The organism is Flavobacterium sp. GNP008 (genome assembly GCF_056428965.1).
The window spans coordinates 827,820-844,836 of sequence record NZ_JBWJVL010000001.1; the positions used below are offsets into that span (position 1 = coordinate 827,820).

The window sequence follows — 17,017 nt, forward strand, 5'->3', positions numbered from 1 at the left end:
TTTTACATTTACAAAAATTATAGATTATGGTATTGAGTAGATTTTGGTTGGTCATTTTTATATCAGCAATTGTATTTGTAGTGTTTAGTTTGTTTTCGGGAGACAGTTATACTATTGACCACGTTTTAAATGGAAAGAAAGATGATCCAATTCTGATTTCGGAGAAATTTGCCGAAGAACTTCCTGCTTTTATTAAAGACAGTATCAAAAAAGCACCCGAACAAACCATGATTATCAATCGGGATACGCTAAATGCGGATACGACTTATGTTTATAAAAACAAAACCGTAAAAATATATAGTGGTGTTCAAAAATCAGATGGTTTACTGCCAACGTGCAAAAGTACTTTGCTAGATTTAGTCCTTCCGCTGATGGCTTATTTGGCTTTTTTCTGTGGATTGATGGAACTTTTAATCATTTCCGGAGCCTCTGGAAAGTTGGCTAAAGCATTGAGTCCTGTTTTTGTAAAAGTGTTTCCGAGTATTCCTAAAAACCATCCTTCCATTTCTTATATGACTTTAAATTTTGCTGCTAATTTCTTAGGATTAGATTCTGCTGCAACTCCTTTTGGTCTAAAAGCGATGGAAAGTTTACAAGAAATAAATCCAGATAAAGACAAGGCCAGCGATGCACAGATTATGTTTATGTGTTTGCACGCTTCAGGTCTTACTTTGATCGCTACATCTATTATAGGATATCGTGCTGCGGCTAATGCCAGTAATCCTGCAGATGTGATGTTGCCTTGTATCATTACTTCTTTTATCGGTACGATTGCAGCCTTTTTAATTGTTGGAATTAAACAGAAAATTAATTTCAAAAGTGCTTCTTTAGTTATCGTGTTGATAACATTAATAGCCGGAATTATTGGTTTGTTGATGTATGTAAATCATTTAGACTTAATTGGGAAAAATTATTTTACGTCTAATCTTTCTGCTTTAATATTAATTGGAATTATTGCTTTTACATTAATTTTTTCTTTTGTTAATGAGAAGAAATTTACAGAAGCATCCACAACCGTTTTTGAGACCTTTGTAGTAGGTGCTAATAACGGTGTAAAAACTGGCGTGACTATTTTTCCTTATGTATTGGGCATGCTTGTAGCCATTTCGTTATTTAGAAACAGTGGTTTATTTGAAATTATTAGCAATTGGATCGCTTTTATTTTCTCTAATATGGGCGTAAGTAAGCAAATTACAGATGCTTTACCGGTTGCGTTGCTTCGTCCCTTTAGTTCTGCTGGATCAAGAGGATTTTTAATTGACTCGATGAATACTTTTGGTGCTGATTCCTTAACGGCAAGATTGAGTAGTATTTTTCAATGTAGTGCCGAAAGTACGTTTTATGTGATAGCCGTTTATTTTGGTTCCGTAAATATTAAAAACACGCGTTATGCCCTGGGAACAATGCTTATAGTCGATTTGATTTGTGTGATTACGGCTATTTTTGTGGCGACTTGGTTTTTCTAAAAATAAAAATTTTAAAGTGATTTGATTTTTGGGTGGAAACACAAAAAAACCACAATCTCAGTGTATTAGAGATTGTGGTTTTTTGTATTTTAAGACTCGGATTACTCAATAACCATTTCCGGAATTTCACCTTCTATAATCAAATCCGCTTCAGTAGAGGCGATGATATGTTCTACGGTTACACCCGGTGCACGTTCCAGTAGTTTGAAACCTTTTGGAGTAATTTCTAAAACGGCTAATTCAGTAACTACTTTTTTAACGCAACCTACACCAGTTAATGGCAACGTACATTTTTTAAGTATTTTTGATTCACCAGCTTTGTTGACATGCATCATGGCTACAATAATATTCTCAGCAGAAGCCACTAAATCCATTGCACCACCCATTCCTTTGACCATTTTACCAGGGATTTTCCAGTTGGCGATATCTCCGTTTTCGGCCACTTCCATAGCTCCCAAAATTGTCAAATCAACGTGTTGTCCGCGTATCATTCCAAAACTCAAAGCTGAATCGAAAAAAGAGGCGCCCGGTAAGGTGGTTATCGTTTGTTTTCCGGCATTAATGATATCAGCATCTTCTTCACCTTCAAAAGGGAAGGGACCCATACCCAAGACACCATTTTCACTTTGAAATTCAACATCTATTCCTTCTGGAACATAATTAGCAACAAGTGTTGGAATTCCGATTCCGAGATTGACGTAATAGTTGTGTTTTAATTCTTTTGCAATGCGTTTTGCAATTTGATTTTTATCTAAAGCCATTTCTTAAAGTATGAATTTATAAATGTAACAATATATCAATTTTGAAAATTGTTACTTATTATTTTTACTAGTGGTTAGGATTTTGTAAACTATCAATCCTAATTCATTAATTTGAATTTTTAGGCTTTCTTAAAAGGATATGAGGATGCTTTTTCACAAAGCAAAAGCCAATATTTTGTTTCCTCTAGTTCTTTGGCAGCAATTTTAATTTTATGAATAAAATCCGCTCTGCTTTCTGCATTTTGTGCTTCATGAATGTTAGCGCCTATACTTGTTCCTGAATTTAATAATTGATTGGCAACAATATATTTGTGTTTATTTTCTAATATTTCACAAAAAGCTATAATGCCTAATGCAAAATCAATGGATTTAGTGACAACGATATTCTCTTTATCCATTTTTTATTAATTGTTATATTGAAAAATTGCTAAACTGTTTCATTTTTTGCACGAATCGTTCTTTGTTCAATTCTTTTTTCATACGTATCACCTTGAAAAATTCTATTGACCAGTATGCCTGGAATATGAATTTGATTTGGATCTAAAGTGCCTGCTTCGACTAATTCTTCTACTTCGGCAACGGTAATTGTTGCTGCTCCAGCCATACTTGGGTTAAAGTTTCTGGCCGTTCCTTTGAAAATTAAGTTTCCTGCTGTATCGCCTTTCCAAGCTTTTACAATGGCAAAATCAGCGTTGAAAGCCTCTTCCATAATGTGCATTTTTCCGTTGAATTCCCGTGTTTCTTTGCCTTCAGCTACTTCTGTTCCATAACCGGCTGGCGTGAAAAAGGCAGGAATTCCTGCTTGCGATGCACGACAACGCTCTGCTAAAGTTCCTTGTGGAATCAATTCTACATCAAGTTCTCCAGAAAGCATTTGGCGTTCAAATTCGGCATTTTCTCCTACATAAGAAGAAATCATTTTTTTGATTTGACGCTTTTGTAAAAGCAACCCAAGTCCAAAGTTATCGACCCCGGCATTGTTAGAAATACAAGTTAAATTAGTAGTTCCTTTAATTACAAGTTCAGCAATGGAATTTTCTGGAATACCACACAATCCGAAACCGCCAAGCATGATGGTCATTCCGTTTTCAATTCCCTGAAGGGCATCATGAACGGTATTTACTTTTTTGTTGATCATATTTTGTTTTTTAGCCCAGATGGAAACGGCATCCTTTTTATCTTGTATCGTTCTCAAAACGAGACAAGATAAAAAGATAGAGTGTACAGCTGGAAATAGCTCCTAATTCCTAATTTAGTAGCGATAAATCATTAAATTACAATTCAAATTCTTCGGTATCCTGTTCAACTGCAGTGGTGTCTATTACCTTTTTAGGAACGTAACAGTCTACTTTTATAGAAAGATTAGCCGGTCTATCAAAGGATTCTTTAGAGACTTTGAGTGCCGGATCAGCATAACATAGTTTCATGAAATATCCCCAAACTGGAAGTGCCGCCGTAGCACCTTGTCCGTAAGTAATGCTTTTAAAACGTGCCGAACGGTCTTCGCAACCTACCCAAACGCCTGTTACAAGATTAGGAACCATTCCCATAAACCAACCATCAGACTGGTTTTGTGTGGTACCGGTTTTTCCAGCAATAGGGTTTCTGAATGAATACGGATAGCCTGTCCAACGGTTGTCACCGTTACCACCACCAGTGGTTCGCAAACGATCTCCTGAACCACCTTCGGTTACCCCTTCCAATAATTTGATCACAGCATAAGCGATGTCTTTATTTAAAACATCATGCGATTCTGGAATGGGCTCATAAATTACAACTCCACTTTTGTCTTCAATCTTGGATATAAATTGAGGTTTCATGTAAACTCCTTGATTAGCAAAAGTGCTGTATGCAGCAACCATATCTTCGACTGTTATTTCGACTGCTCCTAACGCAATAGACGGTTGGTTTACAATTTCAGATTTTACACCTAATTTATGTGTTAAATCGATTACTGCTTGTGGACCCACTTTGTCAATCAATTTTGCAGATACTGTATTTATGGAATTGGCTAATCCTCTTTTTAAGGTAACCATTCCGCGGTATGTATTGTCAGAATTTCTAGGTTCCCAATCCTCGGTAACATTATGACGTCCTTTACGAATTATAAATGGACCATCAATAATGGAGTCACACGGAGACATATTCAATTGCTCGATAGCTGTAGCATAAACAAAGGGTTTAAAGGTCGAACCTACTTGTCTGGCTCCTTGGCCTACGTGGTCGTATTGAAAATATTTGTAATTGATACCCCCTACCCAAGCTTTTATATTACCTGTTTGCGGTTCCATGGCCATCAATCCCGATTGTAAAAAGTGTTTGTAATACCGAATGGAATCCAATGGTGTCATGATGGTATCTTTTTCTCCTTTCCAGGAAAATACGGTCATTTCTGTTTTTTCACTGAACGATTTTATAATTTCTTCATCGCTTTTATCGAGTGATTTCATCACGGCCCATCTGTTAGAGGATTTCATGGCCTGATTCAGAATTCGTTGTGTTTCTACCGAAGAAATATTAACAAAAGGAGCGTTTTTATTACCCTTAGATTGACTAAAAAACTCTTCTTGAAGGTTTGCCATGTGAGCCGTTACGGCTTCTTCTGCATGCAATTGCATTCTGGAATCTATGGTAGTATATATTTTTAAACCGTCTTTGTAGATATCATAATCTGAACCATCCGATTTTTTGTTTTCTTCGGCCCATTTTTTCATGTAATCGCGAAGATATTCTCTAAAATAGGTAGCCGTACCGTCTTTATGTGTTTCTAATTTGAAGTTTAATTTGATTGGTAAACTTTGAAGTCTTTCTTTCTCTTCATTTGAAATGATCTTTCCTTTTTCCATTTGCAAAAGCACCACATTTCTTCGGTTTTTTACTCCTTGCGGGTTTCTTATCGGATTATACAAACCAGAATTTTTGAACATTCCTACTAATATTGCCGACTCACTGATTGTTAGATCCTTAGGTTCTTTAGAAAAATACGTTTTAGCTGCTGAACTTACTCCAACAGAATTGTTTCCAAAATCATACACATTACAATACATGGCAATGATTTCATTTTTAGTGTATTGTCTTTCCAATCGAATAGCGATAATCCATTCTTTTATTTTTTGAACAATTCTAAAAGGTAAAAATTTGGAACCTTCTCCGTGAAATAGTTGTTTGGCTAATTGTTGGGTCAATGTACTGGCCCCACCGCTGGTTCCTAAACTGGAAATGGCTCTTAAAGTTCCTCTCCCGTCGATGCCGGAATGTTCATAAAAACGAGAATCTTCAGTCGCTATTAACGCTTGAACTAGATTTTTTGGTAAATCGGAGTATTTTAACTGGGATCTATTTTTTTCAAAATACTTCCCTAGAACCACTCCGTCAGCAGATATAATTTCTGTGGCTAAATTAGAATCCGGATTCTCTAAATCTTCAAAAGAAGGCATCGAACCGAAAATTCCCCAGGAAGCAAATAAGAAAAATAAACCTACACTGCCTAGGCCAATAAAGAATATTTTCCAAAATTTCTTTTGATAATGCGCAATGTCTTTGTCATTACCTCCTGCTGAATTGTTATTTTTTTTGATAGCCATAATACTATTTTATTCTTTTTTTTCTATTCTAAAACCTACCTCCGTAATTCCATCTAATGCTGTTACACCCGGAACTTTACCATTTTCTCTAACTGCCTGTTTGATGTAGACTTTGTATTTGGATCGAAACCGCACATTTTCCTTATAAAAGAGTTTACTCTCTTTTATATCCGAAAAACCATCGCCTAATAATGTTCCGTCTGGATCTGCCATTTGGTATTCGAGCGTATCCACTTTTGTAAAACCATTAGGTAATTCTAATGCCACTATTAAAAACAGATTATTGTATTGATACTTGTTATTGGCTCTCAAATTTACAAATAAATCATACCGCTTAGTGGAGTCCAATTCTGGTAAATTGAAGGTTACAATACTGTCTTTGTGCCAATCACTTCCAACAGATATATACTCATCAAAAACTCTTTTTTTATCACATGAAGCAAAAAGGATTACCACTAAAAGAAGTAAAGTGCTATTTTTTATCCACATTTTTAGTAATAATTATTGGTTTTCTTGGTTCGGTAGGCTTTTTATCATTGGAAGCCTGACGGTTAGTGTTTGCAGGTTTGTTGTTGTTGGCTACAATTGCATTTTCTCCTGCCGGTTTGCGTTTTTTATTGGGTTTTTTCTTTGCTTTGGGTTGGTCAAAACGGGTTAAGCTTTCTTGTCCCATTGCATTATTGAAGTTTTTCTCTGGTTCAACAATTAGTTCTATTGCAAAATCTTCCAGTGAAGAAACTTTATTTTTTAGTTTGTTTTCAGCAACAATTTCTTTGACTTGATCAATTTTCAGTACATGCCAATTCGCAAAATTATTAGTGTAAGCAAACCACATTAACCCCTTGAAAATATCTTGTTTCTGGCAAATCGCATCTCCTTTTTCCGTCACCAATTTTGTTTCGAAATCTGGAAAATCTTTCAACGCATCCATGTACGTATCCAACTCATAATTCAAGCAACATTTTAATTTTCCGCATTGTCCTGCCAGTTTTTGTGGATTCAAAGACAGCTGTTGGTACCGTGCTGCAGAAGTATTTACACTTCTAAAATCTGTTAACCAAGTTGAGCAACACAATTCTCTACCGCAAGATCCTATTCCGCCTAAACGGGCTGCTTCCTGACGGAAACCTACCTGCTTCATCTCAATACGAGTACTAAATTCTTTAGCGAAATCTTTAATTAACGCACGAAAGTCAATACGATCATTTGCGGTGTAATAAAACGTAGCTTTTGATCCATCTCCTTGAAATTCAATATCGGAAATTTTCATTTCCAGTTTTTGAGCAATCGCTAATTCGCGGGCGCGAACCTTCATAGGCTCTTCTTTGTCCCTTGCCGTTGACCAAATATCAATATCTTTTTGAGATGCCTTTCTGTAAATTTTAGGAACATCAGTACTCAAGTGATTGACTCCTTTTTTCTTCATCTGGATTTTAACCAATTCTCCGGTCAAAGTAACAATCCCTATATCATGTCCTGGAGAAGCAACAGTTGCCACTATATCGCCAATGCTTAACGTTAATTTTTCAGTGTTTCGGTAAAATTCTTTTCGGCCGTTTTTGAAGCGTACCTCAACACAGTCAAAAGGAGCGTCGCCATTAGGCAAACTCATATTAGAAAGCCAATCGAAAACCGTTAATTTATTGCAGCTATCGGTGCCGCAAGTCCCATTATTTTTACAACCCTTAGGTGCGCCACCATCCGAAGTTGAACAACTTGTACATGCCATAATCTTATATGTAGTGTTGCGACTCGCACAACTTAAGTTCTTAAAACGTTTAATTTGTAAAGATAGTATTTTTTAATTTTACAGCACAACGCATAAAAGCGTCAATAATTCATAAATTTCTAATAAATAAACCCATTACAAATGAGCTTGTAATGGGTTTATTTCGTGTGATTTTATCCTAAATATTTAATCTAGAATCTTATATAATTTATCAGATAATCGAATTCTAAAAGGCAATTTAAAAGTACAAGTGTCTCCAGGAAATGCTTTTTCTTGCGCTAAATCGTTCACCAACATTTCTTCAATTACCAGTTTTTGCTCGCCTGTTGTAGCGCCCTTAATTAAAATCGTATCGCCAATTTTGATTTCGTTTTCTTCAATTAAAAATTGGCCAATACTAGCTTTTGGAAAGAAATGGGTTCCTTTTCCAATATAAATTTTCTTAATTTTTGGTTCTTTTTTAGCTGCAGACCCAAAGCTTTTGGCTGGTTTTTCTGCAACAAAAACACCGTGTGTCTCTTCCTGATTTTTGAAAGTTAGAACGTCTGATTTTCCTTTTTTGAAAATCTTATTTCCGTTTTTAATTCCTTTGCGAATGGCTTTTTGCTCTTCTTCCGGCAAATGAATCACACTTACACATTCAGCAGAACAACAACCTTCCATTTTTTCCTTGCAAGAATCACATTGGATAAAAAGTAAATGACAGCCTTCATTCACGCAATTCGTATGCACATCACAAGGCGCGCCACATTGATGGCATTGCGAAACAATATCGTCCGTGATTCTTTCGCCCAAGCGGTGGTCAAATACAAAGTTCTTCCCGATGAATTTACTTTCTAAACCTTCGGCTTTTACCTGACGCGTGTATTCAATAATTCCACCTTCCAGTTGGTACACGTTTTCAAAACCTTTGTGTTTGAAGTAAGCGCTGGCTTTCTCGCAACGGATTCCTCCGGTGCAATACATCAATAGTTTTTTGTCTTGTTTGTGTTCCGCAAGTTGTTCTTCGATAATGGGTAATGATTCCCGAAAAGTATCCACATCTGGTTTGATCGCTTTGGTAAAATGTCCAATTTCACTTTCGTAATGATTGCGCATATCGACTACAATCGTATTTGGATCTTCCAAAAGCTCATTGAATTCCTTGGCCTTTAGATGAATCCCAATATTGGTCACATCAAAAGTTTCATCAACCAAACCATCCGCTACAATTTTGTCTCGCACTTTTACCGTGAGTTTCAAGAACGAGTGATCGTCTTGTTCTACGGCAATATTCAATCGGATTCCTTTCATGAAATCATAGACTTCGATAGCATCTTTGAACGCATAGAAATGATCCGCGGGCAATGATAACTGGGCGTTGATTCCTTCACTGGCGACATAAATCCGACCCAGAACTTCAAGAGCGTTCCACGCCAGAAATAATTCGTTACGAAATTGTGTTGGATTTGAGATTTGCGCATAAGCATAGAAAGACAGCGTAAGACGTTGTTTTCCGGCATCATCAATCATGATGGCTCTTTCCTCTGCGCTTAATGTGTTATACAGTTGCATGCTATAAACAGTTTTAAGTTGAGAAATATATTTTTTGCAAAAGTATGAAAAAAGGTTCAGAGGAGCAAAGGTTCAAAGAAGCATAGGGAGAAAGAGGCAAAGGTGCAAAGGTTTAAGAAGGGAAGAGGAGAAAGGAATGAAAACAAAAAAGCACTAAATTAATAGTGCTTTTTGTTAACTTTATGCCTTAGCACCTTTGTTTCTTTTGAAACTTTCCTAATTAGCAATACTCGTTGAAAGCATCTTTCAAGTTTTCAGCAATTAGTTCTGCTGGGCGACCTTCAATGTGGTGACGCTCTAGCATGTGTACTAATTCTCCGTTTTTGAACAAAGCCATACTTGGTGATGATGGAGGGAAAGGGAACATGTGTTGTCTGGCAGCATCAACTGCATCTTTGTCAACTCCTGCAAAAACCGTAATTAAATGGTCTGGTTTTTTAGCGCCATCTAAACTCATTTTTGCTCCGGGACGTGCGTTTCTAGCAGCACAACCACAAACCGAATTTACAACTACAAGCGTTGTTCCTTCTAATTTCATTGCGTTCTCTACTGCTTCAGCACTATGTAAATCTTGAAAACCTGCAGCAGTTAGTTCTGCTTGCATGGGTTTTACCATTTCTTCTGGATACATATCTTTTTTGTTTTAAATCAATACTAATTCTAAGTTGCAAAGTTACAAAGTTTACATTCAGGAACAGGAGTTGAATTATAAAGTTTTGTTATAGTTTTATTGTTGTTTCATTGCTTTTGAAGCCACATGAAAAATAGCTTTAATAAATAGCATTTTTGGACATTTTAGGATAACCTGAATATCCTGTTTTAATGACGTCTCTTCGTCTAGAAATTTAAAAATCAAAGTTGGATTTCCTTTTTTGAACATCGAAGAAAAGATAGTAGAACCCAATTCATTTTTTCGGTCTAAAATGTCTAACAGAAGCAAATCGTAAAACCAGAATTTAGTTCTCCTATAAAATTTTGTGCAGTCAGTTTCCCTTTGCAGAAAGGCTACCAATTCACTTGATTTTTTATCAGAGTTATTAAAAGTATAGCCCGTACTGGCTTTCGTCCAACCGCCGGAAGTTCCTATATTAAGTACATTTTTAGTGTTCGATTTCCAAAAAGGATAACAGGTCATAGGGATACTGCCTTGCTCTTTATCGACGATTTCATAATTTATAATGCCGAGCTTTTCAATGTATTTCTTGATTTCGTTTTCGTACTCTTCGGTCTTTAAATGCTGGTGGGAAAACAAAGTATATTCTAGTAAAGCCTCGGTTTTGGATGTGGGCAACACGTACATAAATCGGGTATTCCCTTTTTGTTCCACTGAAAAATCCATAAAAGTAGCTTGCTCCGAATTGAAAATAGCTTGTTCACTTTTGATACACCAACCAATAAAATGCTGCTGTAAAACAGGATATTTGGTCTGACTTTCTGCTTTTTGATTGTTGTAAATACTGTTAAACAATTTCGAGCAGGAAAAACTTTCAGTTTCAGTTTGTACCAGAATTATAGTTCCCGATTCTTCGATTTCCAATACTTTTTTATGGATAAATGTGATGTTTTCTTGTTTCGAAAGCAAATCAAATACTTGCGTGTAAAAATCCAACCCTTTCACCATATTGTAGTGGTATGGTTTCAAATCTAAATCCCTGCGAAAATCTTGATTGGCAAACAAAGCCGAATTCCATTTTTTGGAAATGGATTGTTCCCAAACCGAATCATTGGTTTTCCAAAAACACCACGTTCTGTCGTTGGTTTTTTTGGCATTTTCATCCAATAATAAAATACTTGTATTCTTAAATTTTCCGGATTGCACCATTTTATAGACGGTCATCAAAGCCGATAATCCTGCGCCAGTAAAAATATAATCGTAGTGTTTCATTTGGGAATTTGACATTTCCCCAAAAATAGACAATTTTATTCTTTTAGTTTGGCTAAAATCAGCTTTAATTCTTTTGGTTTTAAGTACCCGCTGTGTTGAAAAATAATCTCATTTTTACTATTCAAAACACACAAAACAGGAAAGTTCAATTGCTTGCTTATTGTTCCTAATGCGATGGCCAGTTCGTGCGTTCCGGAGCTATTTCCCGTGGGTTTGAACTGAAAAGTGGTTTTATTAAAAACAATTATTTTTTCTTCTTCGGCATTCAAGTCAACAAAATAAAAAGCACTGTTGAGTTCGGTAATTATTTCTCCGTTTTTAAAGGTCGTGTTTTTCATCGCATGGCAAAATTGACACCAGTCGGTTTGAATAAAAACGATTGTTTTTCGCTTTTCAACACCTTGTAAACTGTCTATTTGTTCGAACGAAACCGAATGCAACTGTGCAAATCCGGACGGAATCACACAGCATAAAAGTAATAGTATGACCTGTTTTTTTATCATTATCGCAGCGTATAGCGAAGTCCGAAAAAACTTCTGATTCCTTGATTCGGTCCATACACATACGTTGTATCAAACGTTAATCCATACGGGTTTTCAGGTGTTGCCTGTACTTGTCCGTTACCGTCATATACTACATTTTTATCAAAAGGATCATTGGTTCTTGCAATCAGAAACGGGTTGTTTTGTTTCGGCAAAAAATTCAATAGGTTTTTGACCCCAGCATAGAATTCAAAATCTTTTAAACCGGAATACGTGAATTGAACGTTTTGTAAACTGTACCATGGCGATTCTGGAGCACGAGGATCTAGAGTACTCAAAAGTGGCAATTGCATAGGGCTGTACACATTTCCAGTATAATCTACATTCAAATCTAAAGCCCTAAATTTATAGGAAACACTCCAAGTTGCAGTAAATTTTTCGGTCAAAAAAGGTGTTTCTTTTCGGCCATTTTGAACGTTTTTATTGTTAAGCAGGGAAGCACCTGTTATGATTTTTAATCCATTCGGAAAATTGAAATCAATATTCATACTAAGACCTTGACTTATTGCATAACCATTGATATTGTCATAGATGATTTTGTTAGGATCTGTAATGTAGTCCGATACAATTTTATTACTAAATCTGGTATGAAATAGTGAGGTTTCAATTCCTATGAATGTCCCGTTATTAAAATTTATTTTTTTGATATAATTCAAATTGGCGTTTATCGATTGCTCGGGCTTCAAATTATTTGCGATTACAATTTCACGCGCTCCAGTTAAAGCGGCGTGGTCTTCGGTAAATAAATTAACGACTCTAAACCCTGTTCCTGTGTTCAGCCGAATAATATTATTGTCATTTAATTTCCATTTATAGGCTAGCCTTGGCGTTATAATATTTCCATGAAAAGAATTGTAATCGTACCGCATTCCTAATAAAAGTTTGTGTTTTTCAGTAAATGTAATTTCGTCCTGAACAAAAATCCCAGGCAGCCAGGTTTTTTCTGGGTTGTTACTTCCGAGTGTTGAAGTTGCTGGCGTATTGTCATCATAATAATTATACCGCGTGGCAATTCCTGCTAGCATATCATTTTTTCCTATTTTTTTATCCCAAGTTAGTTGTACAAAACCAATTTTTTGATTGGCAATATAACTGGTTGTACCATAACGACTGTCCTGATAATGCACATTTCCAGAAAAAGAAAGCATCAGTTTTTCAGAAAAAGGCAATTGATAACTTCCTATTAATTCCGCTCGTTTGGTGTAAATGCTTTCGCCATAGATCTCGTCTCCACCACGGTGTTTTTTCTCCCAACGCACATCGCCACCAAAACGGTCTTCATAAACGCCGCGCGCCGCAATGGTGAACAATCGGTTTTCTTTTCTGTCAAAAGTCCATTTTTGAAAAAGGGAAATTCGGTCAGAAAGGGTAACATCGGTAAAATTGTCGCCATCGTTGTCTATTTTTTGATTGTAGCTAAAATAATTCAAACCTATAAGTGCCGTGGCTCTCTGGCCTACATTGAGTTTTACGCCTAAATCAATATTAGTTTCCAACCAAGAAGTAGAAAACACATCGGCAGAAAATAAAGGTGCATTTGTAGGATTTTTGGTAATGATATTAATTAAACCGCCCACGGCTTCACTGCCATATAAGGAGGAAGCAGGACCTTTTACAATTTCAATTCGTTCCACTAATGAATTTGGAATTCCGGATAATCCATACACCGTAGACAAACTGCTCACAATGGGCATTCCGTCTATTAAAACTAGTGTATAGGGACCTTCGAGGCCGTTGATATGGATGTCACCCGTATTGCAAACGCCGCAATTAAGCTGCGGTCTCACCCCATTTACATTTTGTAAGGCTTCATAAATACTCGCCGTTGGATTTTTCTTAAAAAATACAGGAGAATAAACTTCTACCGGAACGGGGCTTTCCAGTCTTTTTACGGGTTTTAAAGTTCCCGAAACCACGACTTCGTTAAGTTGGTTTTCATTATTTGAAAGTTCAAAATCCAGAATAGTATATTCATTAATTTTGACCGTTATATTCTTTTTTAAAGTTTGAAAACCGCTTGCCGTAATCTGAATTCTATAATTTCCCTCAGCAATATTCGCTATGCTGTAATTTCCTAAACTATCCGTTTGGGTGGCGTATTTTGTTCCAATTAAAAAAACACGAGCCTCCGAAATTCCTTTTTTTTCTGATGAAACGGACCCCGAAAGACTCGTTTTTTCCTGAGCGTAGCTAAAGTGAACCATCAGAAAAACCAATAATGAGTATAATTTTTTCACAGTACTTAAATTAAATTTAGGCAAAGCTAAAAATTATATTTTGCAAAACAAATTTTTTAATTACATTTGTGTCAATAACATAATGATATGAGTAAATCTTTAGAAGAAGTAAACCAATCCGTTTCAACACTAAACAAGAAATCGGTATTTAGAAAAATTCTGGCTTTTTTCGGACCGGCATATTTAATTAGCGTAGGTTATATGGACCCGGGAAACTGGGCTACGGACATTGCAGGTGGCAGCCAGTTTGGGTATGCCTTGCTTTGGGTTTTATTAATGAGCAATATCATGGCGTTGTTGTTGCAAAGTTTAAGTGCTCGATTGGGTATTGTTACGCAACGTGATTTAGCGCAGGCCTCCCGGGAAACTTATTCGCCATTTATCAATTATATATTGTATTTCCTTGCCGAAATTGCTATTGCGGCTTGTGATCTTGCCGAGGTTTTGGGAATGGCCATAGGAATCAATTTACTATTTGATATTCCGTTAATCGAAGGGGTATTAATTACGGTTTTGGATACTTTTTTGTTGTTATTCTTAATAAACAAAGGGATCCGAAAAATGGAAGCATTCATCATCGTGTTAGTAGCCATCATTGGATTCTCCTTTATTTTCGAAATGATATTTGCTCAACCAGAACTCGACAAAGTGCTTTTTGGATTAATTCCTTCAATGCCTAATGAGGCCGCATTGTATATCACTATAGGGATTATTGGCGCCACAGTGATGCCACACAACCTATACTTGCATTCCTCGCTAGTACAAACCAGAAACTTCGAGCGAAGTAAAGCGGGAATTAAGCAAGCTTTAAAATACAATTTTATAGATTCTACTATTGCATTAAACCTTGCTTTTCTAGTAAATGCCGCCATTTTGATACTGGCTGCGGCTACATTTTATAAAAATGGAATGTTTGAGGTGGCTGAAATTCAAGATGCCCACCGATTTCTAGAACCGCTTTTAGGAAGTAAATTTGCACCTATATTATTTGCAGTAGCCTTGATTGCTGCTGGGCAAAGTTCTACAATTACAGGAACGCTAGCGGGTCAAATTGTAATGGAGGGCTATCTTAATTTACGCATTCAGCCCTGGGTTCGAAGAATAATCACACGCTTAGTCGCCATTGTCCCTGCTGTTATTGTAATTACGATTTATGGAGAAAGTGTAACCGGTAAATTACTGATTTTGAGCCAGGTCATCCTAAGTTTACAATTGGGATTTGCCATTATTCCGCTAATTCATTTTGTAAGTGATAAATCAAAGATGAAAGGATTTCATATCGGGAAAATTACTCAAATAGCTTCCTGGCTTATTGCGACCATCATTGTTTCCCTAAACGCTAAATTGGTTTTTGACGAAATAAATGGCTGGCTTGAAACTTCTAATAATCCCATTTTATTATGGTTGACAGTGGTTCCATTGGCCATTGGTTTCTTGATCTTGTTGCTTTATATTGTATTTCAGCCCTTTTTCGGGAAGACAAAAATAGACATTCAAAATCATTCGCCACATAGTTTAAAATTGCGATTTTCAAAATCAGGTACTTATACTAAAAAGAATATTGCCATTTCAGTAGATTTTTCCAGCGCTGATGAAGTAGCGCTTAATAACGCTTTTGAATTAGGCGGAATAGAAGCACAATATACGTTGATTCATGTGGTAGAAACCGTTGGTGCGATGCTTTATGGCGAAAACGTAGATGATCACGAAACCTTAATTGACGAAAAATTACTAGAGCAATACAAAGTCATGCTTACTGATAAAGGATTTACAGTAACAACGCAATTGGGATTTGGAAAACCTAATAAAGTAATTCCTGAAATCATCAATAAAGGAAAATTTGATATTTTAGTAATGGGAACCCACGGTCATACAGGATTCAAGGATTTAGTCTTTGGAACTACCGTTGACAAATTGCGTCACAAAATTGCTATTCCATTACTCATTGTAAAGAATTAAAAGTACTAGGAGCTGCGTCCTGCTATTAGCTATATCTTTTGTTATTTAAAAAAGCAGGAAAAGGGTACTGCTTCAAACGCAGTTCACCGAACTCGAATAAAATTATAAAATAACTGTAATAATCAGGGCTAGGGCATTTGGAATCAAAATAACAAATCACCAATCTAAAATTCAATGACTTTTTCAGAAGAAAACTATCTTAAAACCATCTATCATTTAACGATTATTTCAGATTCAGAAGTAAGCACGAATGCCATTGCGGAAAAAATGGAAACCAAAGCTTCATCAGTGACGGATATGCTTAAAAAATTAGCCGAAAAAGATTTGGTTAATTATAAAAAGTACCAAGGCGTTTCTTTGACAGACCATGGGAAAATAGCAGCAAAAATGATTGTAAGGAAACACCGGCTTTGGGAAGTTTTTTTAGTAGACAAACTCGATTTTTCTTGGGATGAGGTGCATGATATTGCAGAACAATTAGAGCATATTAAATCCGAAAAACTCATTAATAAACTGGATGATTTTCTAGGAAATCCCACCGAAGATCCACACGGTGACCCTATTCCTGATGCCAATGGACAAATCGTTAAAATTGAAAAACAATTGCTTTCAGAATTGCAGGAAAATCAAGCAGGGATTTGTGTTGGCGTTAAAGACACCTCATCAGAGTTTCTGAAATATTTGGATAAACAAGGAATCGCATTGGGTTCTAAAATTGAAATCATCGGAAGAGAAAGTTTCGATTTGTCATTAAAAATAAAAGTAGACCACCAAGATTTAACAATATCCAATAAAATTGCCAGTAATCTATTTGTAAAAGTGATGTAGTGATTTTGGTTCTATCTTTGGATAAACTATTTAAAAAAAAGAAGATGAAAAATGCCTTATTATTGTTTATTTTGATTCTTAGTACAATAACTTTCGCACAAAATCTGAAAACAGAAAAGGTTCAAACCGCAACCATAACCCAGAAAAAGTGTCTTACTAAAAAGGGATTTAATCTGGTTTTGGCAGCAGTTGTTTCAGACTCCAGATGTCCCAAAGGCGTGACTTGCATCTGGGCCGGAGAAGTATCCGTTATTATTTCAGTGTACAAAAATTCAAAATTAGTTGAGGATCACACGATGGTATTCTCAATGAAAAACGTTGATGCAAACAAACAGTGGTTTGCTAAATATTTACCTGAAAAACATAAAAACATAAAGAACTTTAGTGTTTTACCTTATCCAAAAGAAGGAGTCAAAATTGATCCGAAAGATTATCACATACAAATTAAATACTTGAAATAATTTCAATGTTT

At 36.0% G+C, this 17,017-nt stretch carries 15 protein-coding genes; 4 read left to right on the forward strand and 11 right to left on the reverse strand.

Annotated features, from left to right (window positions below):
- The first annotated feature begins 26 nt into the window (after positions 1-26).
- On the forward strand, positions 27-1,466 hold the full coding sequence (locus AC0608_RS03750; protein WP_478288166.1) for a nucleoside recognition domain-containing protein: 1,440 nt from the start codon (positions 27-29) through the stop codon (positions 1,464-1,466).
- Between the two features lie 101 nt (positions 1,467-1,567).
- Here the strand turns inward: AC0608_RS03750 and AC0608_RS03755 are convergent, their stop codons facing one another.
- The 11 genes from AC0608_RS03755 to AC0608_RS03805 form a co-directional block, all read right to left on the reverse strand.
- The gene (locus AC0608_RS03755) at positions 1,568-2,227 is read right to left on the reverse strand and encodes a CoA transferase subunit B (RefSeq protein WP_417958978.1); all 660 of its coding nucleotides are present in this window, start codon (positions 2,225-2,227) and stop codon (positions 1,568-1,570) included.
- 119 nt (positions 2,228-2,346) lie between these two features.
- Entirely contained in the window at positions 2,347-2,625 is a 279-nt protein-coding gene (locus AC0608_RS03760; RefSeq protein ID WP_478288167.1) for a four helix bundle protein, read from the reverse strand.
- Positions 2,626-2,654: 29 nt separating this feature from the next.
- A complete protein-coding gene (locus tag AC0608_RS03765; RefSeq protein ID WP_478288506.1) occupies positions 2,655-3,365 on the reverse strand; it encodes a CoA transferase subunit A in 711 nt (236 codons plus the stop codon).
- Between the two features lie 136 nt (positions 3,366-3,501).
- Positions 3,502-5,811 (reverse strand): penicillin-binding protein 1A, encoded by a 2,310-nt coding sequence (locus AC0608_RS03770; RefSeq protein WP_478288168.1) that lies wholly within the window; start codon positions 5,809-5,811, stop codon positions 3,502-3,504.
- Between the two features lie 9 nt (positions 5,812-5,820).
- The gene (locus AC0608_RS03775; protein WP_478288169.1) at positions 5,821-6,300 is read right to left on the reverse strand and encodes a gliding motility lipoprotein GldH; all 480 of its coding nucleotides are present in this window, start codon (positions 6,298-6,300) and stop codon (positions 5,821-5,823) included.
- Positions 6,284-7,540, reverse strand: coding sequence for a PSP1 domain-containing protein (locus AC0608_RS03780; RefSeq protein ID WP_478288170.1), 1,257 nt, complete (start codon positions 7,538-7,540; stop codon positions 6,284-6,286). The genes AC0608_RS03775 and AC0608_RS03780 overlap by 17 nt, the downstream gene beginning before the upstream one ends.
- 186 nt (positions 7,541-7,726) lie before the next feature.
- Positions 7,727-9,094, reverse strand: coding sequence for an oxygen-dependent tRNA uridine(34) hydroxylase TrhO (gene trhO / locus AC0608_RS03785; RefSeq protein ID WP_478288171.1), 1,368 nt, complete (start codon positions 9,092-9,094; stop codon positions 7,727-7,729).
- A 220-nt stretch (positions 9,095-9,314) separates the two neighbouring features.
- Positions 9,315-9,725, reverse strand: coding sequence for a BrxA/BrxB family bacilliredoxin (locus tag AC0608_RS03790; RefSeq protein ID WP_091172289.1), 411 nt, complete (start codon positions 9,723-9,725; stop codon positions 9,315-9,317).
- A 96-nt stretch (positions 9,726-9,821) separates the two neighbouring features.
- A complete protein-coding gene (locus AC0608_RS03795; RefSeq protein WP_478288172.1) occupies positions 9,822-10,979 on the reverse strand; it encodes a lycopene cyclase family protein in 1,158 nt (385 codons plus the stop codon).
- 35 nt (positions 10,980-11,014) lie between these two features.
- On the reverse strand, positions 11,015-11,482 hold the full coding sequence (locus tag AC0608_RS03800) for a thioredoxin family protein (protein ID WP_478288173.1): 468 nt from the start codon (positions 11,480-11,482) through the stop codon (positions 11,015-11,017).
- The gene (locus AC0608_RS03805) at positions 11,482-13,725 is read right to left on the reverse strand and encodes a TonB-dependent receptor (RefSeq protein ID WP_478288507.1); all 2,244 of its coding nucleotides are present in this window, start codon (positions 13,723-13,725) and stop codon (positions 11,482-11,484) included. Before AC0608_RS03805 ends, AC0608_RS03800 begins: the two co-directional genes overlap by 1 nt.
- A 120-nt stretch (positions 13,726-13,845) precedes the next feature.
- Here AC0608_RS03805 and AC0608_RS03810 point away from each other — a divergent pair, with 120 nt between their 5' ends.
- The 3 genes from AC0608_RS03810 to AC0608_RS03820 all read left to right on the forward strand — a co-directional run bounded on the left by AC0608_RS03810 (position 13,846) and on the right by AC0608_RS03820 (position 17,006).
- Positions 13,846-15,717, forward strand: coding sequence for an Nramp family divalent metal transporter (locus AC0608_RS03810; RefSeq protein WP_417958987.1), 1,872 nt, complete (start codon positions 13,846-13,848; stop codon positions 15,715-15,717).
- 174 nt (positions 15,718-15,891) lie between these two features.
- A complete protein-coding gene (locus AC0608_RS03815) occupies positions 15,892-16,545 on the forward strand; it encodes a metal-dependent transcriptional regulator (RefSeq protein WP_417958988.1) in 654 nt (217 codons plus the stop codon).
- A 44-nt stretch (positions 16,546-16,589) separates the two neighbouring features.
- On the forward strand, positions 16,590-17,006 hold the full coding sequence (locus tag AC0608_RS03820; RefSeq protein ID WP_417958989.1) for a hypothetical protein: 417 nt from the start codon (positions 16,590-16,592) through the stop codon (positions 17,004-17,006).
- Positions 17,007-17,017: the final 11 nt, after the last annotated feature.